The following is a 23,955-nucleotide window of genomic DNA, read 5'->3' as shown; positions in this document are numbered from 1 at the left end:
GGCCTACGGCGTAAGCACGATCGATCCGATGGTCTGACGGCCCTGCAGGTCGCGGTGTGCTTGAGCGGCGTCGGCCAACGGGTAGCTGTGGCCCACCGCGACGCTGAGCGTGCCGTCGCCGATCGCGTCGAACAATTCGCCTGCGCGCCAAGCAAATTCCTCGCCCGTGCGGGTGAAGTGCACCAGTCCCGGGCGGGTCAGAAATACTGATCCCGCAGTGTTCAGCCGTTGCGGGTCGACGGGCGGCACCGGTCCACTGGCAGCGCCGAACAGCGCCAGGGTGCCGCGCACGGCAAGGCTGGCCAGGCTGGCGTCGAAGGTGCTCGCTCCGACGCCGTCGTACACGGCCGGAACCCCGGCGCCGTCAGTCAGGTCGCGGATCCGCTGCCCGAACGCGGCCGGATCGTCGGGGTAATCCAGCACCTCGGCAGCGCCGGCCTGCCGCGACCGCTCGGCCTTCTCCGGTGTCGACACCGTCGTGATCACCCGGGCACCGCGGTGCGTCAACCACTGCGTCAGAATCAGGCCGACTCCGCCGGCGCCGGCGTGCACCAGGACGGAGTCGCCGGATTGCACCGGGTACACCGACGAGATCAGGTAGTGCGCCGTCAAGCCCTTCAGCAGGGCCGAAGCGGCCACGTCAAGTCCGATCTCCGACGGCACGCGGGCTGTGAACTGTGCTGGTGCCGTGCTGAATTCGGCGTAGGACCCCGATGCTGCGGCGGCGGTCGCAACCCGGTCACCGACGTCGAGGTTGGTCACGCCGTCACCGATCGCGGCGACCGTCCCGGCCACTTCGTTGCCCAGCACGAACGGCAACTCGCGTGGGTAGGTGCCGGAGCGGAAGTACGTGTCGATGAAGTTGACGCCGATCGCCCCGGCTTCGATCAACACCTCACCCGGTGCGGGGGACGGCGGTGGCTTCTCGACGTATCTCAGGACTTCGGGACCGCCGATTTCGGCGACTTCGATTGCGTGCATGCTGACTATCTTGACGTCCTCCGCGGACTTACGTCCGGAGATTTCACCCGTTCACCTGAGCCTAGGGGCAGGAGAGCTGGGTTGAGGTTCACAGTTCACAGACCGCCCCGCGGCGAGGTCTCCCTGTGCTGGCACCGCCCGTCCGGCGGCGATGGTACGGGCCGCGTTCACATCAGCGTTGCACGGCCCTGCCTGGCAGACCACGCACGCGAACACCGCTTGGCTCTTGCGGTTTTCGGGTGCGACGTGCCCACATGCCGAGCATCGTTGCGACGTGTACGCAGCCGGGACCCGTTCGAGGCGTCCCGCAGCTTTGTGGTCGAGTCGAGCAACCATTCGGCCCCACCCCTGACGACTGATCGCGCGGTTAAGACCTCGCTTCTGTGCAACCTGATTACCCGGTTGGTCCACCGTGCCGCGCGCAGAACGGGTCATCGCCCGTACGTCGAGGTCCTCTACTCGAATGGTTTCGAAGCGGCGCGCCAGATCGGTGGTGATCTTTTCCACCCAATCCCGTCTTCGGTCCGTCTCCCGGGCTTTAAGTTTCGCGATCGCCAGCTTGGTGCGTGCTCGGCGTTTGGAACCAGGCGTGGCGCGCGCGAGGCGTTGCTGCTGCCGGCGCAGCCGGAGCCGTTCACTGGGTGAGAGGGTAGGCGAATGGAGCAGTTCCCCGGTGGACAGCGCTGCCGAGACGACCAGATTCCAGACGAAGCGGGCATGCCGGCAATGTTCGACCAACACCGTCTGCTGAGCCGTAGTGGGCAACAATCGAAAGCGAGACACACCCGCAAAGTAACTGCCGGCACCGACACCAACGGGCGTCGTCCCCCGCGCATATCTGGCTTATGGAGTCCGCATGAAGTTGGCCCGCCCCGATATTCGTCATCCCCGGATTGTGCTGGCCGGATCCGCGGACGGCGACGACGCCGGCTTGGTGGCTGCATTGCGCAAGCGCGGCCTGCATGCGCGCTGGCTGGCCTGGGACGACCCGCGGACGCTCGACGCCGATCTGGTGATCCTGCGGGACAGCCGCGATCACGCCGAGTTTTTGGCGTGGACCAAGCGAGTGCCCAATCTGCTGAACGCGCCCGATGTGGTGGCCTGGAACGCCGGCCGGCATCATCTGCGAGACCTCGGCCGCGCCGGAGTGCCGGTCCTGCGAGGCCGTCGTCCCTCAGCCTCCGCGGTGCGCACCGCATTGGTGTTTCTGGGCGGCGTGCAAGCCCACGCGTTCGTCGAGGACGCGCCGGTCGACGCCGACTTCGAACTGTGGGAAATCGGTCAGGCCGCCCTGGTGGCGGCCGCCGACCGTACCGGCGTCGGCGTCGACGAGCTGCTCTATGCCCGCGCGGTTGTGATCCAGGATGCCGGCGACGCCGAGCTGGGGGAGCTGAATCTGATTGCCCCATCGCTTGGTTGGCGGTTGCTCTCCGGCGGTGCTCGCGACGACGCGCAACGTCAGTTCGCGCTGTGCGTCGAGTCAGCCCTCGACCGGCTGGGGCTGGGCCCGCTCTCGCATCGAGGCCCATAGCGCCGCGGTGGCTGCCGTGCATATCGCCGCTCCGGCGACGTGCACCGCGACCAGCGCCGCCGGAACCCCGGTGAAGAACTGCACGGTCCCCACCGCGGCCTGGCCGAACACCGCCCCCAACAGAACGGCCAGCCGAAGCAGCACCGGTCGCGGCGCCTGCACGGCCAGCAGCCCGAACCCAAGGCCGACCAGCAACGCCAGGTAGGCAACCAACAGCGACGCGTGCGCATGCACCAGCGTGGTGATCTCGATGCGCAGCCGCGGCACGGTCCGGTTCGGGCTGGTGTCACCGGCGTGCGGGCCCGCGGCGGTGACCAAGGTCCCGGCCAGGAGCACCGCGGCCAGCGTCACCGCGCTCAGCGCGGTGAGCAGTCGCAGCGGCTTGACGACGTGGTCGCGGACCTGGCCGCCATCGGGCTCGCCGATTTTGACGTACAGCAACACCGAAAGCCAGACCATCGTCATCGAGGTCAGCAGGTGGACGGCCACCGTCCACCACAGCAGCCCGGTGCGCACGGTGATGCCGCCGATCACCGCCTGCAACACCGTCGATGCCGGCATCAGCCAGGCGTAGAACAACACCTCGCCGCGGCGGTGGGCGCGGGTGACTGCCAGCACCGCGAACGCCGCGGTGAGCACCACCGCGAAGGTGATCAAGCGGTTGCCGAATTCGACGGCCTGGTGGATCAGAGGCACCTCGGAGACGGCAACCGGAGTGAAGCTGCCCGGAAAGCACTGCGGCCAGGTCGGGCAGCCCAGCCCGGATGCGGTGACACGGACGATCGCCCCGGTAACGGCGATGCCGCCTTGGGTCACGATCACCGCCGCCGCGATGATCCGCTGCACGCGAAGGCTGGGCCGCGAGAAACGCCGCAATGATTGCCCGACAGGCATCGCCCGATCGTAGGGCAACGGCAACTACGTCGCGTAGTAGGGCCGGGTCGAGCTAAAAGTCAGCGTCACTCTCGCGCTCAGGTGAACCGGAACCAGCGCAGCGCGGCCAGCCCGGCCAGCGTGCCCCACCCGAGCAGCACCAGCACGCCGAACCAGTCCACCGACAGGCTCATCGCGCGCGACAGCGATTCGGTCAGCGCACCGGCGGGGGTCAGCCGCGCCGCCCACTTGACCCCGGACCCGACGAAGCCGGATTCGACGGTCAGCGCGCCGAGGGCGGCGAAGACGAACCACAACAGGTTGGCCACCGCAAGCACGATCTCGGCGCGCAGCGTGCCGCCGAGTAGCAGGCCGAGCGCCGCGAATACCGCGGTGCCCAGCGCGATCACCGCCGCACCAAGTGCCAGGCCCAGTGGATGCGGTCGCCAACCGAGCGCAAAACCGATGGCGCCCAGGATGATTGACTGCAGGAATACGACTGTGACGACCGCCGCCGATTTGCCGGCGATGATGCCCCACACCGGTAGCGCCGTCGCGCCCAGTCGTTTGAGGGCGCCGTAGCGACGGTCGAACGCGACCGCGATGGCCTGGCCAGTGAACGCTGTCGAGATCACGGCCAGCGCCATGATCGCCGGGACGAACGTGGCAGCGCGGTGGTCGCCGAACGAACCCAACGGCAGCAGCGTCAGACCGACCAGCAGGGTGATCGGGATGAACATCGTCAGCAACAACTGCTCACCGTTGCGCAGCAGGAGCTTCAGCTCGAGGCCGAATTGCGCGGCCAGCATCTTGGGCACCGCGGCGGGCCGCGGGTTGGGAGCGAAAGTCCCTGCAGCGAAATGACTCTGGATGGTCACGACCGTAGCTCCCGTCCCGTCAGCTCGAGGAACACGTCCTCCAGGCTGCGCTGTTCCACTCGCAGATCGGTGGCCAGTACGTCGATCTGGGCGCACCACGCGGTGACGGTGGCCAGCACCTGCGGATCGACGGCGCCCTCCACCAGATACTCGCCCGGCGTCGCCTCGGACGCCTGGTAATTCTCCGGCAGGGCCAACACCAGCAGCGACAGGTCGAGGCGCGGGGGAGCGCTGAACCGGAGTTGGCCTTTGGCGCCGCTGCGGGTCAACTCGGACGGCGTTCCAGATGCCACCGTCACCCCGCGGTCGATGATGACCAGCCGGTCGGCCAGCTCCTCGGCTTCTTTGAGCTGATGAGTGGTCAGCACCACCGTCACACCGTCGCGGCGCAGCGCATCGATCAACTCCCACACCAGGATTCGGGCCTGCGCGTCCATACCCGCGGTGGGCTCGTCGAGGAAGACCAACTCGGGCCGGCCGACCAGGGCGCAGGCCAGCGCGAGCCGCTGCTGTTGGCCGCCGGAGAGTCGCCGGTAGGTGGTTCGGGCCGCTTCCGTCAGGCCGAGCGTGTCCAGGAGCCACTGCGGGTCGAGCGGGTCGGCGGCGTAGGAGGCCACCAGCTTGAGCATCTCGCCGGCCCGGGCCGCGGGATAGCCGCCGCCACCCTGCAGCATCACCCCGATGCGCGGCCGCAGCCGCGCGTTGTCCGCGATCGGATTCAGCCCGAGCACCTCGATGGTTCCGGCATCGGGACGGACGAATCCTTCGCACATTTCCACGGTCGTGGTCTTGCCGGCGCCGTTGGGGCCGAGTAACGCCAGCACCTCCGCGGTGTGCACCTCGAGGTCGAGCTGCGAGACGGCGGTGGTCGCGGCAGCACCCGAGCCGTACTGCTTGCACACCCCGCGGAGCCGCACAGAGGTATCGGATGCTGAGCTCACGACGATTGAGCGTAAGCGCCGGGCAGCGGATCAGGCTGCGGGGTCTCGTCGGAAGGCGGCGGATTGTCTTTCGCCACATCGTGGGTGAGCTCCCCCGCGAGCAGCGGGCGCCACGGCAGGCGGTCGTAGGTGATCGTGATCAGCATCAGCACCACAATCGTGCTGGCCACCGTCGCGTCCACGATCTGGAACAACGCGAACCGATCACCGTTGGCCGTCGGGCCGAAGATGCCCACGACGATCGTCACGATGATCACCGCAAGCCGGAAGCCGGGCCGGGTGGCCCACGCCGCCAACGGGATGATGGCCCACAGCAGGTACCAGGGCTGCACAACCGGAAACAGCAACACCGTCCCGCCGAGCGCGACGCCGAGGCCACCGACCGGGTGCAACCGGCCGCGCAGGACCGCCAGCAGTAGCCAGGCGACCATGACGCCGATGATCAGGACACCGATGCCACGGGTCAGTGACAGCACGGCGGTGGTGTGATCGCCCAGACCCAACAGGATCCCGACCTGCCCGGTGCCCAGCGCGATCAGCGTCGGTGGCGACATCCAACTGCGCACCACGTTGGCCGTCCCGAGGGTGTAGATCCAGCCGAAGCCCAGCCGGCTGGCCGAGCCGACCGCCGCCATCACCGCCAGCGACAGCGCCGCCATCACGGTTCCGGTCAGCAGGAAGGCCTTGAGGCCGCCGCCGTATCGCTGGGCCAGGGCCATCGTGACGAAGCCCAGCGCCAGCAGCGACGGCAGTTTGATCTGCGACGACAACACGATCAGGATCGCCCCGACCAACAACATGCACAGCGGCGTCCAGTCGGCCCGGTCGCCGGTGGCCCGCGGCCACGGCCGGGGCCACAGCGGGCGCGTCGAGTCGACACCGCGCAGCGCGAACTCGGTGCCGGCCAGCATCAGCCCTAGCATCGGTGCCTCGTTGTGGATGCCCGCGACCAGATGCATGATCAGCAGCGGATTGGCCGCCCCGAGCCACAGCGCGCTGACTTCGGCCACCCCGCAGCGCCGGGCCAGTCGCGGCGTGGCCCAGACGATCAGGCCGACGCCGAGCAGGACCACCAGCCGGTGGCACAGCACGGCGGCGACGATGTTCTCACCGGTCAACGCGGAGATGCCGCGGCCCATCCACAAGAACAGCGGCCCGTAGGGTGCCGGGGTCTCCCGCCACAGGCTGGGCACCGACAGTGTAAAGACGTGGCCGAGGCCCAGGCCGGTCGCCGGGCCCACCTTGTAGGGGTCGAGTCCCAGCCAGCAGATCCGGCTCTGGGCCAGATACGAGTAGACGTCCTTGCTGAACATCGGCGGCGCGATGAGCAACGGCAGCACCCACAGCAGCAGCGTGCGGTCCAGGTCGCCCCGCGACATCCGTCGCTTACCCAGCGTGAACCTGCCCAGCATCAGCCAGGCCAGGGCCATCATCACCGCGCCGGTGGTGGTCATCGTCAGCGACACCGTCTGGATCCGGGACGGGAGGTTGAGCAGCCGGACCCCGAACGTCGGGTCCTGGACCACCGGCCGGGCCCCGGCGCCGAGCGCGCCGATGGCCATCAGGACCGTGCCGGTGGCGCCGAATACCCGAGTGCGACCGAGCGCGACCCGCTCGGCGTTGTGGAGGGGTTGGCCGACCGCCTGCTCGTCGCCGTGCAGGCTGGCGATCGAGGAACTCAGCGAGTGGTGGCGGTCTGCCATCACAGCAGCGTAGCGGCGATCGCCAGCGCGGCGGAGCCGGGCGCAGCGGGTCGCCGCCATGTGACCAATCGCCCCCGCGACCCTGCCGAACCGGTCAGGTGTGACCAGCGCAACCATGGCAGAGGGTAACCTTGCTAGACCCGTCCCCGGAATTGCGTCACACTGGTGTTGTGGAATTCGCACCCTCTGTCCCCAGCGTCGAAGCAGCAACTGCTGCGGCGACGCACGACGGTCAGACGCGCAGCGCCGTCATTCGGCTGCTGTTGGAGTCCGGGTCCATCACCGCCGGGCAGATCGGCGAACGGCTTGGGCTGTCCGCGGCCGGGGTGCGACGCCACCTCGACGTGCTGATCGACGTGGGTGAAGCCGAGTCGGCGCCCGCAGCGCCATGGCAGCAAGCGGGGCGGGGACGGCCGGCCAAGCGGTACCGGCTGACGGCGACCGGCCGGGCCAAGCTGGACCACAGCTACGACGACCTGGCGTCGGCCGCGATGCGCCAACTGCGAGAGATCGGCGGCGAAGAGGCGGTCCGCCGCTTCGCGCGGCAGCGCATCGACACGATCCTGTCCGATGTCGAGGCGGCCGGTTCGGACTCCGACGAAGAGATCGAAGCCACCGCCGAGCGCATCGCCGGCGCATTGTCCAAAGCCGGTTACGTCGCGACCACCACGCAGGTGGGGGGCCCGATCCACGGTGTGCAAATCTGCCAGCATCATTGCCCGGTGTCGCACGTCGCCGAGGAGTTCCCGGAATTGTGCGAAACCGAGCAGCAGGCGATAGCGGAGGTACTCGGTACCCACGTGCAGCGTCTGGCGACAATCGTCAACGGTGATTGCGCCTGCACCACTCACGTTCCGCTCGCCGCTGCGGAAGCCCCATCGACTGATCTTCGGCGCACAGCCCGTGCCGAAGCCACCACGAGCACCAAAGGAGTGTCATCATGACTCTCACCCCGGACGCTAAGACGGCTCTGCCCGCCGAGACGCTGACACAGGAAGAAACGATCGCCTCGCTGGGCCGCTACGGCTACGGCTGGTCGGACTCCGACGTGGCCGGCGCCAGCGCGCAGCGCGGGCTGTCCGAGGCCGTGGTGCGCGACATCTCGGGCAAGAAGAGCGAGCCGGCGTGGATGCTGGAGCACCGGTTGAAGGCGCTGCGCATCTTCGAACGCAAGCCGATGCCGAACTGGGGATCCGACCTCGAAGGGATCCACTTCGACAACATCAAGTACTTCGTGCGCTCCAGCGAGAAGCAGGCCGCCACCTGGGACGACCTGCCTGCGGACATCAAGAACACCTACGACAGGCTCGGCATCCCCGAGGCGGAGAAGCAGCGACTGGTCTCCGGTGTTGCGGCGCAATACGAGTCAGAGGTGGTCTACCACTCGATCCGCGAAGACCTCGAGGCCCTGGGCGTCATCTTCCTGGACACCGACTCCGGTCTGCGTGAGCACCCGGAGCTCTTCCAGAAGTACTTCGGCACGGTGATCCCGGCCGGCGACAACAAGTTCTCAGCGCTGAACTCCGCCGTCTGGAGTGGGGGATCGTTTATCTACGTCCCGCCGGGCGTGCACGTCGATATCCCGCTGCAGGCCTACTTCCGGATCAACACCGAGAACATGGGCCAGTTCGAGCGGACGCTGATCATCGTCGACGAGGGCGCTTACGTGCACTACGTCGAGGGCTGTACCGCGCCGATCTACAAGAGCGACTCGCTGCACTCCGCGGTCGTGGAGATCATCGTGAAGCCCGGTGGCCGTTGCCGTTACACCACCATCCAGAACTGGTCCAACAACGTCTACAACCTGGTCACCAAGCGGGCCCGGGCCGAGGCCGGCGCCACCATGGAATGGGTCGACGGCAACATCGGATCGAAGGTCACGATGAAGTACCCGGCGGTCTGGATGACCGGCGAATACGCCAAGGGTGAAGTGCTCTCGGTCGCGTTTGCCGGCGAGGGCCAGCACCAGGACACCGGCGCCAAGATGCTGCACCTGGCGCCCAACACCTCGAGCAACATCGTGTCCAAGTCGGTCGCCCGCGGTGGCGGTCGCGCCTCCTACCGGGGGCTGGTGCAGGTGAACAAAGGGGCGCACGGATCGCGTTCCAGCGTGAAATGCGATGCGCTGCTAGTGGATACGATCAGCCGCAGTGACACGTACCCGTACGTCGACATCCGCGAGGACGACGTCACGATGGGCCACGAGGCCACCGTCTCCAAGGTCAGCGACACTCAGCTGTTCTATCTGATGAGCCGCGGACTGACCGAAGACGAAGCGATGGCGATGGTGGTCCGCGGCTTCGTCGAGCCGATCGCCAAGGAACTGCCGATGGAATACGCCCTCGAGCTCAACCGGCTGATCGAGCTGCAGATGGAAGGCTCGGTCGGCTAGTGGTCGGATTGACTGAAGCGGTTGAGGGTTCAGCCTTCGCCGTTGCCAACAAGGGCGAGCGGTTCTCCTCGTTCGACGTCGACGCGTTCGAGGTTCCCGGCGGTCGCGACGAGCTGTGGCGTTTCACACCGCTCAAACGGCTACGAGGACTGCACGACGGATCCGCGCCGGCGACCGGTATCGCGACGATCGAGGTCAACGATCGACCGGGCGTCACGGTCGAATCGGTACGGCGCGGTGACCAGCGACTCGGTCAGGGTGGCGTTCCCGCTGATCGTGTTGCCGCGCAAGCCTTCTCGTCGTTCAACTCGGCGACCGTCGTCACTGTCGCGCGGGACACCGAGGTGGCCGAGCCGATCGAGATCAACGTCACCGGGCCCGGCGAGGGTGCGGTGGCCTATGGGCACCTGCAGATCCGCGTCGAGGAACTGTCGCGCGCGATCGTCGTGGTCGACCTGCGGGGCAGCGGCACCATTGCCGACAACGTCGAGATCATCGTCGGCGATTCGGCGGGCTTGGGCGTCATCTGGATCGCGGACTGGGCCGACGACACGGTGCACGTCAGCTCCCATCACGCCCGCCTCGGCAAGGATGCGGTGCTGGGACACGTCAATGTCACGCTGGGCGGCGACGTGGTCCGCACCACAGCGACCGTGCGCTTCGACGGCCCTGGCGGCGACGCGCAGCTGCTCGGCACCTACTTCGCCGACGACGGCCAGCACTTCGAGGCCCGGCTGTTGGTCGACCACTCACAGCCGAACTGCAAGTCCGACGTGCTGTACAAGGGTGCGCTGCAAGGTGATCCGGATTCCAAGAAGCCGGACGCGCACACGGTCTGGATCGGCGACGTGGTGATCCGTGCCGAAGCCGAGGGGACGGACACCTTCGAGGTCAACCGCAACCTGGTGCTGACCGACGGTGCCCGCGCCGACTCGGTGCCCAACCTGGAGATCGAGACCGGCGAGATCGCCGGTGCCGGACACGCGAGTGCGACGGGAAGATTCGACGACGAGCAGCTGTTCTACCTGCGTGCTCGCGGCATTCCCGAAGCACAGGCCCGACGCTTGGTGGTGCGCGGGTTCTTCAACGAGATCATCGCGAAGATCGCCGTCCCCGCCGTGCGCGAGCGCCTGACCGAAGCCATTGAACGAGAACTGGCGATCACTGCTGGGATCAATTGAACTACGAGAGAAGCAACTGACCATGACCACTCTGGAAATCAAAGACCTGCACGCCTCGGTGTTCACCCCCGAGGGCGCAGAAGTTCCGATTCTCAAGGGCGTCGACCTGACGGTGTGCTCCGGGGAGACCCACGCCGTGATGGGCCCGAACGGGTCCGGCAAGTCGACGCTGTCCTACGCCATCGCCGGCCACCCGAAGTACACCGTGACCTCCGGGTCGATCACCCTCGACGGTGCGGACGTTCTCGAGATGAGCATCGACGAGCGCGCCAGGGCCGGCCTGTTCCTGGCCATGCAGTACCCGGTCGAGGTTCCCGGCGTGTCGATGTCGAACTTCCTGCGCTCGGCGGCGACCGCGGTCCGCGGCGAAGCGCCCAAGCTGCGGCACTGGGTCAAAGAGGTCAAGGCCGCTATGGCGGACCTGGACATCGACGCGGCCTTTGGTGAGCGCAGTGTCAACGAAGGTTTCTCCGGCGGTGAGAAGAAGCGCCATGAGATCCTGCAACTGGGCCTGCTGAAGCCCAAGATCGCGATCCTCGACGAGACCGACTCCGGTCTGGACGTCGACGCGCTGCGGGTGGTCAGCGAGGGCGTCAACCGCTACGCCGAGGCCGAGCAGGGTGGCGTTTTGCTGATCACGCACTACACCCGGATCCTGCGGTACATCCAGCCGCAGTTCGTGCACGTCTTCGTCGGCGGCCGGATTGTCGAATCGGGCGGCCCGGAATTGGCCGATGCACTCGAAGAAAACGGCTACGAACGCTTCGCCCACACCGACAGCGACGACCCGCTGCGCGTGGCTTCGCCGCGCTTGCGATCGTCGCGGACGGCCGCCTCGGGGTCCTGATATATGACGGTTTCGGCCACTCACTCGGCGGCGCTGGATCTCGCCGCGATCCGGGCCGACTTCCCGATCCTGCGCCGCGTCATGCGGGGCGGAAATCGGTTGGTGTACTTGGATTCCGGAGCGACATCACAGCGGCCGGTTCAGGTTCTCGATGCCGAGCGGGAATTCCTGCTCACCTCCAACGGCGGGGTGCACCGCGGCGCGCACCAGCTGATGGAGGAGGCCACCGACGCCTACGAGCAGGGCCGCGCCGACATCGCTTCGTTCGTCGGAGCTGCCTCCGACGAACTGGTCTTCACCAAGAACGCCACCGAATCGCTCAACCTGGTGTCCTACGTGCTGGGGGACAGCCGCTTCGCTGATGCTGTCGGGCCCAGCGACGTCATTGTGGTCACCGAACTCGAGCACCACGCCAACCTCGTTCCGTGGCAGGAACTGGCCCGTCGCACCGGCGCCACGCTGCGCTGGTATGGCGTGACCGACGACGGTCGCATCGACCTGGACTCGCTGCAGCTCGACGGCAGCGTCAAAGTCGTTTCCTTCAGCCATCATTCGAACGTGACCGGCGCGATCGCCCCGGTTGCCGAACTGGTCCAGCGGGCCAAGGCCGTCGGCGCCCTGACCGTGCTGGATGCCTGCCAGTCGGTGCCGCACCAGCCGGTCGACTTCCACGCCCTCGACGTCGATTTCGGCGCGTTCTCCGGGCACAAGATGTTGGGCCCCAACGGAATCGGCGTGCTCTACGCCCGCGCCGAATTGCTGCGTGCGCTGCCGCCATTCATCACCGGCGGCTCGATGATCGAGACCGTGACAATGGACAACACGACCTACGCCGCCCCGCCGCAGCGTTTCGAGGCCGGGACGCCGATGACCTCTCAGGTCGTCGGCCTGGGTGCGGCCGCTCGCTACCTCGACGCCATCGGAATGGCGACCGTCGAAGCCCACGAGCGCGAACTGGTCGCCGCCGCGATCGACGGGCTGTCCGGCATCGACGAGGTGCGGATCATCGGGCCCACGACCCTTGAAGACCGCGGGTCGCCAGTGTCTTTCGTGGTCGACGGTGTGCACGCGCACGATGTCGGCCAGGTGCTCGACGACGACGGCGTCGCCGTTCGGGTCGGCCACCACTGCGCGATGCCGCTGCACCGCCGCTTCGAGGTTGCGGCCACTGCGCGCGCGTCGTTCGCGATCTACAACACTCTGGACGAGGTCGACCGACTGGTCGCGGGGGTCCGTCGCGCCATCGACTTCTTCGGTAGGGCGTGAGGCGTCATGCGTCTTGAGCAGATGTATCAGGAAGTGATCCTCGATCACTACAAGCATCCGCAGCACCGCGGTCTGCGCGAGCCATTCGGCGCCGAGGTCTATCACAAGAACCCGACGTGCGGAGACGAGATCACGCTAAGGGTGGCGCTGTCGGAAGACGGGGAGACTGTCGCCGACGTCTCTTACGACGGACAGGGCTGCTCGATCAGCCAGGCCGCCACATCGGTGCTCACCGAGCAGGTCATTGGCCAGAGTCTCGGGCAGGCGTTGAAGACCGTCACCGCGTTCAGCGAGATGGTGTCGTCGCGCGGAAACATCGAGGGTGACGAAGACGTCCTCGGAGACGGGGTGGCGTTCGCCGGCGTCGCGAAGTACCCGGCCCGGGTCAAATGCGCACTGCTGGGTTGGATGGCATTCAAGGATGCGTTGGCCCAGGCCAGCCACGACGTGGAGGAGATCAGATGAGCGAGACCGCGGTACCGGACAACGAACTGCTCGGTGACATCGAAGAGGCGATGCGCGATGTCGTCGACCCCGAATTGGGCATCAACGTCGTCGACCTGGGATTGGTGTACGGCGTGAACCTCGAAGACGCCGAAGAGGGGACAGTCGCGCTGATCGACATGACGTTGACGTCTCCGGCCTGTCCGCTGACCGACGTCATCGAAGACCAGTCACGTAACGCGCTGATCGGCGCGGGCCTGGTCGACGAGTTGCGGATCAACTGGGTGTGGAATCCGCCGTGGGGTCCCGACAAGATCACCGATGACGGCCGCGATCAGCTGCGCGCTTTAGGCTTCACCGTCTGACTTGCTGTAAACGTCCTGTTAAGCCGTCGGCTGTCGCTACTGTTCGTGTCGCGCTAGCCGCCGATCTCCCGCAGAATTGCACCACCTGACCGAGCCAGAGTGGAGATTGCATGTTGAAGAAGAAGTTGGTTGTCGCCGCGTTCTGCGCAGCTACCGCACTTCTGGGCACCGGGGTCGCCCACGCAGACCCCGCACCGGGACCGGCACCCGACCCTAACTCCCCGAAATGCGCGGGGTACGGCGGCGATGACGGTACGAAGTTCCAGTACACGCCCTGCGGCTGGCGGTACGGGGACGAGCGGGGCTGGTACCAGGTTCCGGACTAATCGGTCGCCTGGGCCGCTCAGTGTTCACCTGCGCAGGGTTTAAATCCAAGCAGCCTTGGCTACCATCGAGAATGTGACGGATGCCGTGAAAACGCCTGGGCCCACGCCGTCCGGAACAAAAGTTCCTCCGCACGTCGTCGTAATGTTCGGCGCCACAGGTGATTTGGCTCAGCGCAAACTATTGCCGGGTCTGCTGCATCTGTCGTGTTCGAAGCTTGCTCCCGAGATGCGGGTCATCGGAACGTCGCTCGACGAGATCGATACCGACGCGTTCCGCAAGCAGGCGCATAAGGCCTGCAAGGAGTTCGCCCACCACGCCGTCAGCGATGAGCTGTTCGATCAGTTCATCGCAAACTTGACCTTCGTTCCCCAGCAAAATGGTCCGGAGGCGCTGGCGAGCGCGGTAGCCGAACAGACCGAGGCGCTGGGCGGGGAAGTGCATTTGCTGCACTACCTGAGTGTCCCGCCCAAAGCGGTGATGGCCGTGATGGACACCCTGCACAAGGCGGACCTGGCGGAGAACTCGCGGGTCATCATGGAAAAGCCGTTCGGCGTCGACCTCAAGAGCGCGCAGGAGCTCAACAAGGCCATCCATGAGCGGTTCGACGAGGAACAGATCTTCCGGATCGACCACTTCCTCGGCAAGGAAGCCGCGCAGAACATTCTTGCCTTCCGGTTCGCCAACGGATTGTTCGAGCCGATCTGGAACCGTCAGTTCATCGATCACATCCAGATCGACGTGCCGGAGCGGCTGACCGTCGAAAACCGGGCCCAGTTCTACGAATCCGTCGGGGCCTTCAAAGACATGGTGGTCACCCACCTGTTCCAGATCCTGGCGTTCGTCGCGATGGAGCCACCGACCGAGCTGGCGTCGGACGCCATCAGCAGCGAGAAAAACAAAGTATTTCGCTCCATGCGTCCGCTCGACCCGGCTCACGTGGTCCGCGGGCAGTACCGCGGCTACCGCGACATGTCGGGCGTGTCGCCTGAATCGGACACCGAGACCTTCATCGCGCTCAAATGCGAGATCGACAACTGGCGCTGGGCCGGGGTTCCGTTCTTCCTGCGGACCGGCAAGGGCTTGGCCGAGGGGCAGCGCATCATCTCGATCGCGTTCCACGAGCCACCGCGCAGCATGTTCCCGCCGGGATCCGGGGTGGGACAAAAGGGTCCCGATCACCTGACGTTCGACCTCGCCGACGTGTCCAAGATGTCGTTGTCGTTCTACGGCAAGCGACCGGGGCCGGGAATGAAGCTGGACAAGCTCAGCCTGCAGTTCACCATGGAAGAGAGCGGCCATGCCGGCGACGTCTTGGAGGCCTACGAACGGCTGATCCTCGACGCGATGCGCGGCGACCGGACGCTGTACAACACCGCCGAGGGCATCGAACGGCTCTGGGAGGTTTCGGCGCCACTGCTCGAGGATCCGCCACCGGTGCGTAGTTACGACATCGACTCGTGGGGGCCCAACGCCGTCCATCCGCTGATCGCCCCCCGCTCGTGGCGACTGCCGTTCGAACGGGCCTGGCGCGGCAAGAAGTAATGGCGCGGCAGCGCCACGGCCCCGGATTTCCGCGGTGGTATCGACGCTTCGGCCGGCTAATGGCGGTGGTGCTTACCGCCGAGTTGGGGGCAGCTGCTGTTGTCGGATTGTTGAACGGAGATGGTCCGCGCTTGCAGTGTGCCGCCGCCATCCATGGTCCCGTGCGCCTCGATGCACTTGCCTTGGGTGATCGCTTGTGCGTCAGCGGCTGACTGTTTGGTGTATGTGGTGGTATTGGTGACCGTCACGCTGGTTCGCGCCGAATTGCCGCCTGCATCAGCGTCATTCAGGATGATCGTATTGCCCGTCATGGATAGGACCTGACCACGTGTTTGGTGATGCGCGGCGGGTGCGCCCGGTGGCGCGTTGGTCGCGCCGCCGCACTTGCCGTCGACGGCGGTGCTAATACGCACCGATCGAGCGGTGATCGCGCTGCGATCCCCCGAGGCGTTGTGCCGGTCCGGATGCACACTGACGCAGCTGCCGTTGGTGATGTCGGTCAGTTGGGCCGGGGTGACTTCGGAGACCGCCGTCGACGGTGTGAAGTCGACGGTGGCGGTTCCGGATCGTTGGCTGACCTGAATTGTGTTGCCCGACACCGAATCGATCAGCCCATTCACCCAGTCCTTGCCCTTGGCCGACGGCGACGATGATGAGGGCGCGGGGCTAGTCGAATTCGCCGAAGTCGGCTTGGCATTGTTGGATGCGCCGCACGCGGCAATCGAAAGCGCGCTGACACCGGTGAGCATCACGATCGCCAATCGGCTCAGCCGGGCGGGTGGGGAAGTGACAGACATGGAAGGACCTTTCCCATTGACGGCTGCGCTGCGCAGGCCGGTCATGCAACGTTTCTCACTGTCGGCGCCTCAGCTGAGTGCCGGCGAGGGCCCGATTATGAGCCTGCTGTGTATCTGGGTCGGCCGCGCGAAAGCGGTTGGACGAGTCGCGTTTCGGTTCTAATGGTGGTGATGGTGCAGCCACCATGGGAGGTGGAAATGGTGCTGCGGGCCACCCATCGGCGGACACGGTTCGAGGTCGATCGACTCAGCGTGCAGCACACTGCCGTCCTTGGTTCCCTGCGCCGCCATGCACTTACCATCCTGGACCGCTTGGACATTGGTAACGGCGTGTTTGGTGTAGGTGGTCGTGTTGGTGACGGTAACGGTGCTACGCGTCGTTTTGCCGGTGAGATCGGTGGTGTTGACTTCGATGGCGTTGCCCGCGACGGAGTCGACGGTGCCGTAAACGGCTGGCGCGGGCCCCGGCGGCGGGGGGCACCTGCGGGCTATTGCCGGGCTGATCTCCACGGATTCCGCAGTGATCGCACCGCCGGGCGAAGCGCTCTGCGGCGCAGACCTGACGTCGACGCAACTGCCGGGTTGGACGTCGGTCAGCGCGGCCGAGCCGAGCTCGGTGACGATCGTCTCCGGGGCGGAGTCCACCGTCGCCGCGCTCCGGTCCCGTTGGGTGAGCTGGAACGTGTTACCGGACACCGATCTGACTAGGCCCTCGACGTGATCTTTGCCCACCGGCGGGGGCGGTGGCGGCGGTGGCGTGGGCGCGGACGTCGGTTGGCTTGCCGCGGTGCCAGGCGGTGGCGGGGTTGGGTGGTTCGATGTGCCGCACGCGGCGATGGACAAAGCGGCAGCTCCGGCCAGTAGAGGGGTTACCAAACGGGTCCGCGAGGGAGCTGGCAAAGTGATCCACATCGACGCTTCTCCGATCGCGAACATAACCGGGCGGGATACCCGCTGCAAGCGGATGTCTAACGCTGGCGGTAGAGGCCCCCGATGGGCTCGTGGTGCGGCGCCAGCGAATTAAAGTTAATCATGTTCTGGCTGTGCAGGACCTGCGCGGCGACTACGACCACTTGACCTGATCGCGGGGAACACAGCGACGGTTTGCAACGTTGATCAGCGGGTGACCACCCAAGAACTCACTGCCGCACAGTTCAACGAAACGATCAACGGCAACGACATCGTGCTCGTCGACTTCTGGGCCTCCTGGTGCGGCCCGTGCCGGCAGTTCGCGCCAACGTTTGCCGCATCCGCCGACAAGCACCCTGACGTGGTGCACGCCAAAGTGGACACCGAAGCCGAACAGGAACTTGCCGCTGCCGCGCAGATCCGGTCCATCCCGACGCTGATGGCCTTCAAACAGGGCAAGCTGGTCTTCAACCAGGCTGGTGCACTGCCGGGCGCCGCGTTGGAAGACCTGGTTCAGCAGGTGAAGGCCTTCGATGTCGACGCGGCCGCCGCCACGCAGCAAGGCGACCCATCCTGAGCTGACGCTTTGCTGCCCGCACCGACGCGAGGCGTTACCGTTCAACGGTGAGTATGGTCCTCGTCGAACATCCGCGGCCGCACGTCGCACAGGTCACCCTCAATCGTCCGGAGCGGATGAACTCCATGGCGTTCGACGTCATGGTCCCGCTCAAAGAGGTGCTGGAAGACATCACCTACGACAATTCCGTTCGGGTGGTGGTGCTGACCGGCGCCGGCAACGGCTTCTCCTCGGGCGCCGATCACAAGTCGGCCGGCTCGGTTCCGCACGTCCAGGACCTCACCCGGCCCACCTATGCAATGCGCTCGATGGCGCTTCTCGATGACGTGATCCTGGCGCTGCGACGGCTGCACCAGCCGGTGATCGCCGCGGTCAACGGCGCCGCGATCGGCGGTGGGCTGTGCCTGGCACTGGCCGCCGACATCCGCGTCGCAGCGCACGGGGCGTATTTCCGGGCCGCGGGCATCAACAACGGGCTGACCGCCAGCGAACTGGGCCTGAGCTACCTGCTGCCGCGGGCCATCGGTTCGTCCCGGGCTTTCGAGATCATGCTGACCGGTCGCGATGTCGACGCCGCGGAGGCCGAGCGGATCGGGCTGGTGTCCCGCCAAGTGCCTGAAGACCAATTGCTGGAGACCTGTTATGACATGGCCGAGCGCATCGCCGCGTTCTCCCGGCCGGGCGTCGAGTTGACCAAGCGGACACTATGGAGTGGACTGGACGCCGCTAGCCTGGAAGGGCACATGCAGGCCGAAGGTCTCGGACAGCTCTTCGTCCGCCTACTCACTGGCAACTTCGAAGAAGCGGTTGCCGCGCGCGCCCAGAAGCGCCCGCCGGTGTTCACCGACGACAAGTAGTTAATCCGTGCCGTCTGGCGACGATGCAGGCCAGCATGGACCTGCGTAGGAGCCGGACAACGTACAAGGAGAGTGACCGTGATCACGGCTACGGACCTCGAGGTCCGCGCAGGTGCGCGCACACTGCTCTACGCGGACGGGCCGGCTCTGCGGATTCAGCCGGGGGACCGAATCGGGCTCGTCGGGCGCAACGGTGCTGGTAAGACCACAACGATGCGCATCCTGGCGGGCGAGGGGGAGCCGTACGCGGGTGCTGTCACCCGCACCAGTGAGATCGGTTATCTGCCGCAGGATCCCAAAGAGGGCGACCTCGACGTGCTCGCCCGCGACCGGGTGCTGTCGGCGCGCGGTCTGGACCGCCTGCTCACCGATCTGGAGAAGCAGCAGGCGCTGATGGCCGAAGTCGCCGACGACGCCGCCCGAGATCGTGCGATCCGTCGTTACGGCCAACTCGAGGAGCGGTTCGCCGCGCTCGGCGGCTACGGCGCCGAAAGCGAAGCGGGCCGCATCTGCGCCAGTCTCGGCCTGCCCGACCGCGTCCTGACCCAGCAGCTGCGCACCCTGTCCGGTGGGCAGCGCCGCCGGGTGGAGTTGGCCCGGATCCTGTTCGCCGCATCCGACAGCGGTGCGGGGTCGGCCACCACGCTGCTGCTCGACGAGCCGACCAACCACCTCGACGCCGACTCGGTCGGGTGGCTGCGGGACTTCCTGCGCAACCACACCGGCGGCCTGGTGGTGATCAGTCACAACGTCGACCTGCTGGCCGACGTGGTCAACCGGGTCTGGTTCCTCGACGCGGTCCGCGGCGAGGCCGACGTCTACAACATGGGCTGGCAGAAGTACCTGGATGCCCGTGCCACCGACGAGCAGCGCCGTCGCCGTGAGCGGGCCAACGCAGAGAAGAAAGCCACCGCGCTACGCACCCAGGCCGCGAAGATGGGCGCCAAGGCGACCAAAGCCGTTGCGGCACAGAATATGCTGCGGCGTGCCGACCGGATGATGGCCGCGCTGGACGCCGAGCGGGTGGCAGACAAGGTGGCCCGGATCAAATTCCCGAGCCCGTCCTCGTGTGGACGCACGCCACTGACCGCGTCCGGGCTGACGAAGAATTACGGCTCGCTGGAGATTTTCACCGGGGTGGACCTGGCCATCGACCGCGGTTCGCGGGTGGTTGTGCTTGGCCTCAACGGTGCCGGCAAGACCACCCTGCTGCGGTTGCTGGCCGGCGTCGAGCAGGCCGACGCCGGAGTGATCGAGCCCGGACATGGTTTGAAAATCGGGTATTTCGCGCAGGAGCACGACACGCTCGACGATGCCACGACGGTGTGGGAGAACATTCGCCACGCCGCACCCGACACCGGAGAGCAGGAGTTGCGCGGACTACTGGGCGCATTCATGTTCAGTGGTAGCCAGCTCGACCAAGCGGCCGGCACGTTGTCCGGCGGCGAGAAGACCCGGCTGGCGCTCGCCGGTTTGGTGGCTTCCACGGCCAATGTGTTGTTGCTCGACGAGCCGACCAACAACCTCGATCCGGCCTCGCGCGAACAGGTGCTGGATGCGCTGCGCAGCTACGCGGGCGCGGTGGTGCTTGTCACCCACGACCCGGGCGCCGCCGAAGCCCTCGACCCGCAACGCGTGGTGCTACTGCCCGACGGAACCGAGGACCATTGGTCCGACGAATACCGGGATCTCATCGAGCTCGCCTGAGCCTGCTGCCGCAATCTTTGGGGTGCAGCAGAGGATTTCGCCAATTCGGCCCGCAACCCGACCTCCCTTCCTACTCTTTGTGCTTTGGGGATCTGAGTTCAATCGGGGAGGGGCAAGTGAGGAAATCGAAAAAGCCGCGCGATCAGGTGCTGCGCGAATTACGCAGTGCCTACGAGAGCGGAGCCAGCATTCGCACGCTGGTCGGCTCGACCGGAAGGTCGTACGGGTCGATCCACAGCATGCTGCGCGAGTCCGGCACCACGATGCGCAGCCGCGGCGGGCCCAACCACCGCACCAGAACGCACTAGTCTCGCGCCCAGCTAGCGCTGTCGGACCGAGCCCTCGACCAGATCGAGGACAGCAGTGAGCAACTGAGTGTCTTCGCCGGAGGCCACCTTGGCCACCAACCCGTCGAGAACCAGATCCAGATAGCACTGCAGCACGTCACTGGGGATGTCGTCGCGGACCCGGCCGGCCAGCTTCTGCCGGCGTAGGCGTTCGATCGTCGCCGCCGCCAACTCCGCTGACCGGTCGGTCCACTCCTTGTTGAACTCCGGCTCGTGGCGCAGCTTTCGCGCGATCTCCAATCGTGTGGCGAGCCAATCGAACTGCTCGGGCGCCGCGAGCATGTCGCGCATCACCTGGACCAGACCCTCGCGGGACGCGACATCGGCCATCCGCTCGGCATCCTCGTGCGCCAATTCGAAGAACAACGTGTCCTTGTCGCGGAAGTGATGGAATATCGCACCTCGCGACAAACCGATCGCCTGCTCCAGGCGGCGCACCGTCGCCCCGTCGTAGCCGAACTCGGCGAAGCAGCCGCGGGCGCCGTCAAGGATCTGACGGCGCCGGGCCTCCAGATGATCCTGGCTGACCTTGGGCACGGCCGCTCTCCGTTAGGCCTTCAGCATGTTGCGCAACACGTACTGCAAGATGCCGCCGTTGCGGTAGTAGTCGGCTTCACCCGGGGTGTCGATGCGCACCACCGCGTCGAATTCCACGGCCTTTCCGCCATCTTTGGTGGCCTTGACGTGAACCGTCTTCGGCGTCTTAGCGTTGTTGAGCTCCTCGATGCCGGTGATGTCGAAGACCTCGGTGCCGTCCAGACCCAGGTCCCCGGCCGACTTGCCCTCCGGAAATTGCAGCGGGATCACGCCCATCCCGATCAGGTTGGACCGGTGGATGCGCTCGAACGATTCGGTGATCACCGCGCGGACTCCCAGCAGCGACGTGCCCTTGGCCGCCCAGTCTCGCGACGAGCCCGAGCCGTACTCTTTACCGCCGAGCACGACCAGCGGAATACCTTGTGCCGCATAGTTTTGCGCCGCGTCGTAAATGAACGCTTGCGGGGCGTCATCCTGGGTGAAGTCGCGGGTGTAGCCACCCGAGACGTCGTCGAGCAACTCGTTGCGAAGCCGGATGTTGGCGAACGTGCCGCGGATCATCACCTCGTGGTTGCCGCGCCGCGAACCGAAGGAGTTGAAATCCTTGCGCTGCACGCCGTGTTCCTCGAGGTACTGCGCCGCCGGCGTTCCCGGCTTGATGCTGCTGGCGGGGGAGATGTGGTCGGTGGTCACCGAATCACCGAGCAGTGCCAACACCCGGGCGCCGCTGATGTCGCTCACCGGCTCGGGGTCTGCCGACATCCCCTCGAAGTACGGTGGTTTGCGCACATACGTCGAGTCCTCGGCCCACTCGAAGGTGTTGCCGCTCGGCGTCGGCAGGTCGCGCCAGCGCTCGTCGCCCTTGAACACGTCGGCATAGTTCTTGGTGAACATCTCCTGGTTGATCGCCGACGCGATGGTGTCCGAGACGTCCTTCTGCGACGGCCAGATGTCTTTGAGAAACACGTCGTTGCCGTCTTTATCGCGACCCAGCGGGTCCTTGTCGAAATCGAAGTCCATGGTGCCTGCCAGCGCGTAGGCGATCACCAGCGGCGGCGACGCCAGGTAGTTCATCTTGACGTCGGGGTTGATGCGGCCCTCGAAGTTACGGTTGCCCGAGAGGACCGCAGTCACGGAGAGATCGTTGTCGTTGATCGCCTTCGAAATCTCGTCAGGCAGTGGGCCGGAGTTGCCGATGCAGGTCGTGCATCCGTAGCCGACCAGGTAGAAGCCGAGCTTTTCCAGGTAAGGCCAGAGGCCGGATTTCTCGTAGTAGTCGTTGACCACCTGCGAGCCCGGCGCCATTGTGGTCTTCACCCATGGCTTGGTGGCGAGTCCCTTTTCGACGGCGTTGCGGGCCAGCAGCGCCGCGCCCAGCATCACCTCGGGGTTGGAGGTGTTGGTGCACGAGGTGACCGCGGCAATCACCACTGCGCCGTGGTCGAGGACGAATTCGCCGCGCTCATCGGATTTCACCTCCACCGGATTGCTCACCCGGCCCTTCGCGTGCGCGGCGGCCGACTGCTCCGGAGCGCGGTCGTCGGCGTGTCCATTGGCGACCTGACCGGGGTCACTTGCCGGGAACGTCTCGTCGAGCTCCTCGTCCAGCTTGGAGTAGTCCTTCTTGTCTGGGTCGTCGCCGACGTAACTCGGAATGGTCTTGCGGAACGATGACTTTGCGTCCGACAGCGCGATGCGGTCCTGCGGCCGTTTCGGCCCGGCGATCGACGGCACCACCTCGGACAGGTCCAGCTCCAGGTACTCCGAGAACGTCGGCTCGTGCTTGGGGTCGTGCCACAATCCCTGCTCTTTGGCGTAGGCCTCGACCAGAGCCAACTGCTCATCGCTGCGGCCGGTGAACTTCAGATACGAGATGGTCTCTTCGTCGATCGGGAAAATTGCTGCGGTGGAGCCGAATTCAGGGCTCATGTTGCCCAAAGTGGCGCGGTTGGCCAACGGCACTTCGGCTACGCCCTCGCCGTAGAATTCGACGAACTTGCCGACCACGCCGTGCTTGCGCAGCATCTCGGTGACAGTCAGCACCACATCGGTGGCGGTGACCGCCGGCTTGATCTCGCCGGTGAGCTTGAAGCCGACGACGCGGGGGATCAGCATCGACACCGGCTGGCCGAGCATCGCAGCCTCGGCCTCGATGCCGCCGACGCCCCAGCCCAGCACGCCCAGTCCGTTGACCATCGTGGTGTGCGAGTCGGTGCCGACGCAAGTGTCGGGATAGGCCACCCCGTCGCGGGTCATGACGACGCTGGCCAGGTATTCGATGTTGACCTGGTGCACGATGCCGGTGCCCGGCGGCACCACCTTGAAGTCGTCGAAGGCGCCCTGCCCCCAGCGCAGGAACTGGTAGCGCTCACCGTTGCGCTCGTATTCGATCTCGACGTTGCGCTCGAACGCGTCGGCCGTGCCGAACAGGTCCGCGATCACCGAGTGGTCGATCACCAGGTCCGCCGGCGCCAAGGGGTTGACCTTCTCTGCGTTGCCGCCCAGATCGCCGATGGCCTCCCGCATCGTGGCGAGGTCGACGATGCACGGAACGCCGGTGAAGTCCTGCATCACGACACGTGCCGGCGTGTACTGGATTTCGATGCTCGGCTCGGCCTTGGGATCCCAGTGGGCGATGGCCTCGATGTGGTCCTTGGTGATGTTGCTGCTGTCTTCGTTACGGAGCAGGTTTTCGGCGAGGACCTTCAAGCTGTAGGGAAGCTTTTCGGTACCCGGAACCGCGTCTAGCCGGTAGATCTCGTAACTGTCCCCGCCGACCTTCAAGGTGTCGTGGGCTCCGAAGGAATTCACCGAATCTTTGCTGCTCACATCAACTCCCGAGATTTTGTTGTCGGCGGTGACCCACTGCGCCGGCCGGGCCGGGCTGGCGATCCTCGCTCGTTCCGCTCGCCGACGGGCCGTGTCGACGGGCACTGACGAGTCTAACAGTACG

Annotated in this window: 22 protein-coding genes and 2 pseudogenes; 14 read left to right on the top strand and 10 right to left on the bottom strand. The window is 66.1% G+C overall.

Annotated features, from left to right (window positions below; all coding sequences use genetic code 11):
- Nucleotides 1–3 precede the first annotated feature (3 nt).
- The gene (locus ACQY5A_RS09505; protein ID WP_428340127.1) at nt 4–981 is read right to left on the bottom strand and encodes a quinone oxidoreductase family protein; all 978 of its coding nucleotides are present in this window, start codon (nt 979–981) and stop codon (nt 4–6) included.
- A gap of 51 nt (nt 982–1,032) precedes the next feature.
- On the bottom strand, nt 1,033–1,764 hold the full coding sequence (locus ACQY5A_RS09500; RefSeq protein ID WP_428340126.1) for an RNA-guided endonuclease TnpB family protein: 732 nt from the start codon (nt 1,762–1,764) through the stop codon (nt 1,033–1,035).
- A 73-nt stretch (nt 1,765–1,837) separates the two neighbouring features.
- Here ACQY5A_RS09500 and ACQY5A_RS09495 point away from each other — a divergent pair, with 73 nt between their 5' ends.
- Entirely contained in the window at nt 1,838–2,512 is a 675-nt protein-coding gene (locus tag ACQY5A_RS09495) for a hypothetical protein (RefSeq protein WP_428340125.1), read from the top strand.
- On the opposite strand, the gene ACQY5A_RS09490 is transcribed toward ACQY5A_RS09495, so the two are convergent.
- The 4 genes from ACQY5A_RS09490 to mptB all read right to left on the bottom strand — a co-directional run bounded on the left by ACQY5A_RS09490 (nt 2,462) and on the right by mptB (nt 6,907).
- Complete coding sequence (locus ACQY5A_RS09490; protein WP_428340124.1) at nt 2,462–3,424, bottom strand: COX15/CtaA family protein; 963 nt, start codon at nt 3,422–3,424, stop codon at nt 2,462–2,464. The genes ACQY5A_RS09495 and ACQY5A_RS09490 overlap by 51 nt on opposite strands.
- A 59-nt stretch (nt 3,425–3,483) precedes the next feature.
- The gene (locus tag ACQY5A_RS09485) at nt 3,484–4,194 is read right to left on the bottom strand and encodes an ABC transporter permease (RefSeq protein ID WP_428340458.1); all 711 of its coding nucleotides are present in this window, start codon (nt 4,192–4,194) and stop codon (nt 3,484–3,486) included.
- A gap of 65 nt (nt 4,195–4,259) precedes the next feature.
- A complete protein-coding gene (locus tag ACQY5A_RS09480) occupies nt 4,260–5,204 on the bottom strand; it encodes an ABC transporter ATP-binding protein (protein ID WP_428340123.1) in 945 nt (314 codons plus the stop codon).
- On the bottom strand, nt 5,201–6,907 hold the full coding sequence (mptB, locus tag ACQY5A_RS09475) for a polyprenol phosphomannose-dependent alpha 1,6 mannosyltransferase MptB (protein ID WP_428340122.1): 1,707 nt from the start codon (nt 6,905–6,907) through the stop codon (nt 5,201–5,203). Before mptB ends, ACQY5A_RS09480 begins: the two co-directional genes overlap by 4 nt.
- Before the next feature lie 131 nt (nt 6,908–7,038).
- On the opposite strand from mptB, the gene ACQY5A_RS09470 reads away from it, so the two are divergent.
- The 9 genes and pseudogenes from ACQY5A_RS09470 to zwf all read left to right on the top strand — a co-directional run bounded on the left by ACQY5A_RS09470 (nt 7,039) and on the right by zwf (nt 15,271).
- The gene (locus tag ACQY5A_RS09470) at nt 7,039–7,851 is read left to right on the top strand and encodes a helix-turn-helix transcriptional regulator (protein WP_428340121.1); all 813 of its coding nucleotides are present in this window, start codon (nt 7,039–7,041) and stop codon (nt 7,849–7,851) included.
- Nucleotides 7,848–9,299: a Fe-S cluster assembly protein SufB gene (sufB, locus tag ACQY5A_RS09465; RefSeq protein ID WP_428340120.1), complete on the top strand. Its 1,452-nt coding sequence runs from the start codon at nt 7,848–7,850 to the stop codon at nt 9,297–9,299. Before ACQY5A_RS09470 ends, sufB begins: the two co-directional genes overlap by 4 nt.
- Entirely contained in the window at nt 9,299–10,480 is a 1,182-nt protein-coding gene (gene sufD, locus ACQY5A_RS09460) for a Fe-S cluster assembly protein SufD (protein ID WP_428340119.1), read from the top strand. Before sufB ends, sufD begins: the two co-directional genes overlap by 1 nt.
- 22 nt (nt 10,481–10,502) lie before the next feature.
- Complete coding sequence (gene sufC / locus ACQY5A_RS09455; RefSeq protein ID WP_428340118.1) at nt 10,503–11,327, top strand: Fe-S cluster assembly ATPase SufC; 825 nt, start codon at nt 10,503–10,505, stop codon at nt 11,325–11,327.
- Nucleotides 11,328–11,330: 3 nt separating this feature from the next.
- On the top strand, nt 11,331–12,593 hold the full coding sequence (locus ACQY5A_RS09450; protein WP_428340117.1) for a cysteine desulfurase: 1,263 nt from the start codon (nt 11,331–11,333) through the stop codon (nt 12,591–12,593).
- A 6-nt stretch (nt 12,594–12,599) separates the two neighbouring features.
- Nucleotides 12,600–13,095: pseudogene (sufU, locus tag ACQY5A_RS09445) on the top strand (Fe-S cluster assembly sulfur transfer protein SufU).
- Nucleotides 13,055–13,402 carry a metal-sulfur cluster assembly factor gene (locus ACQY5A_RS09440; RefSeq protein WP_428340116.1) on the top strand — a complete coding sequence of 116 codons (348 nt, stop codon included), beginning with the start codon at nt 13,055–13,057 and terminating at the stop codon, nt 13,400–13,402. The pseudogene sufU and the gene ACQY5A_RS09440 overlap by 41 nt, the downstream one beginning before the upstream one ends.
- A gap of 110 nt (nt 13,403–13,512) precedes the next feature.
- A complete protein-coding gene (locus ACQY5A_RS09435) occupies nt 13,513–13,728 on the top strand; it encodes a hypothetical protein (RefSeq protein ID WP_428340115.1) in 216 nt (71 codons plus the stop codon).
- A gap of 142 nt (nt 13,729–13,870) precedes the next feature.
- Entirely contained in the window at nt 13,871–15,271 is a 1,401-nt protein-coding gene (zwf, locus tag ACQY5A_RS09430) for a glucose-6-phosphate dehydrogenase (RefSeq protein ID WP_428340457.1), read from the top strand.
- Between the two features lie 56 nt (nt 15,272–15,327).
- On the opposite strand, the gene ACQY5A_RS09425 is transcribed toward zwf, so the two are convergent.
- Both ACQY5A_RS09425 and ACQY5A_RS09420 read right to left on the bottom strand, forming a co-directional pair.
- The gene (locus ACQY5A_RS09425) at nt 15,328–16,068 is read right to left on the bottom strand and encodes a DUF5666 domain-containing protein (RefSeq protein ID WP_428340114.1); all 741 of its coding nucleotides are present in this window, start codon (nt 16,066–16,068) and stop codon (nt 15,328–15,330) included.
- A gap of 159 nt (nt 16,069–16,227) precedes the next feature.
- Nucleotides 16,228–16,764 carry a DUF5666 domain-containing protein gene (locus ACQY5A_RS09420; RefSeq protein WP_428340113.1) on the bottom strand — a complete coding sequence of 179 codons (537 nt, stop codon included), beginning with the start codon at nt 16,762–16,764 and terminating at the stop codon, nt 16,228–16,230.
- Between the two features lie 427 nt (nt 16,765–17,191).
- Between ACQY5A_RS09420 and trxA the strand changes: the two genes are divergently transcribed.
- From trxA to ACQY5A_RS09400, 4 genes and pseudogenes are all read left to right on the top strand, one after another.
- Complete coding sequence (gene trxA / locus ACQY5A_RS09415; RefSeq protein ID WP_428340112.1) at nt 17,192–17,554, top strand: thioredoxin; 363 nt, start codon at nt 17,192–17,194, stop codon at nt 17,552–17,554.
- A gap of 35 nt (nt 17,555–17,589) precedes the next feature.
- Nucleotides 17,590–18,411, top strand: a pseudogene (locus ACQY5A_RS09410) (enoyl-CoA hydratase); the annotation flags it as partial.
- Nucleotides 18,412–18,489: 78 nt separating this feature from the next.
- Nucleotides 18,490–20,118: an ABC-F family ATP-binding cassette domain-containing protein gene (locus tag ACQY5A_RS09405; protein WP_428340111.1), complete on the top strand. Its 1,629-nt coding sequence runs from the start codon at nt 18,490–18,492 to the stop codon at nt 20,116–20,118.
- A gap of 116 nt (nt 20,119–20,234) precedes the next feature.
- The gene (locus tag ACQY5A_RS09400; RefSeq protein WP_428340110.1) at nt 20,235–20,426 is read left to right on the top strand and encodes a helix-turn-helix domain-containing protein; all 192 of its coding nucleotides are present in this window, start codon (nt 20,235–20,237) and stop codon (nt 20,424–20,426) included.
- A 12-nt stretch (nt 20,427–20,438) separates the two neighbouring features.
- On the opposite strand, the gene ACQY5A_RS09395 is transcribed toward ACQY5A_RS09400, so the two are convergent.
- Nucleotides 20,439–21,002, bottom strand: coding sequence for a TetR/AcrR family transcriptional regulator (locus ACQY5A_RS09395; RefSeq protein WP_428340109.1), 564 nt, complete (start codon nt 21,000–21,002; stop codon nt 20,439–20,441).
- Nucleotides 21,003–21,014: 12 nt separating this feature from the next.
- Entirely contained in the window at nt 21,015–23,831 is a 2,817-nt protein-coding gene (locus ACQY5A_RS09390) for an aconitate hydratase (RefSeq protein WP_428340108.1), read from the bottom strand.
- Nucleotides 23,832–23,955 lie beyond the last annotated feature (124 nt).

It is taken from the genome of Mycobacterium sp., assembly GCF_965277065.1.
Classification (GTDB): domain Bacteria; phylum Actinomycetota; class Actinomycetes; order Mycobacteriales; family Mycobacteriaceae; genus Mycobacterium.
This window is presented reverse-complemented; position numbering and strand designations above follow the sequence as displayed.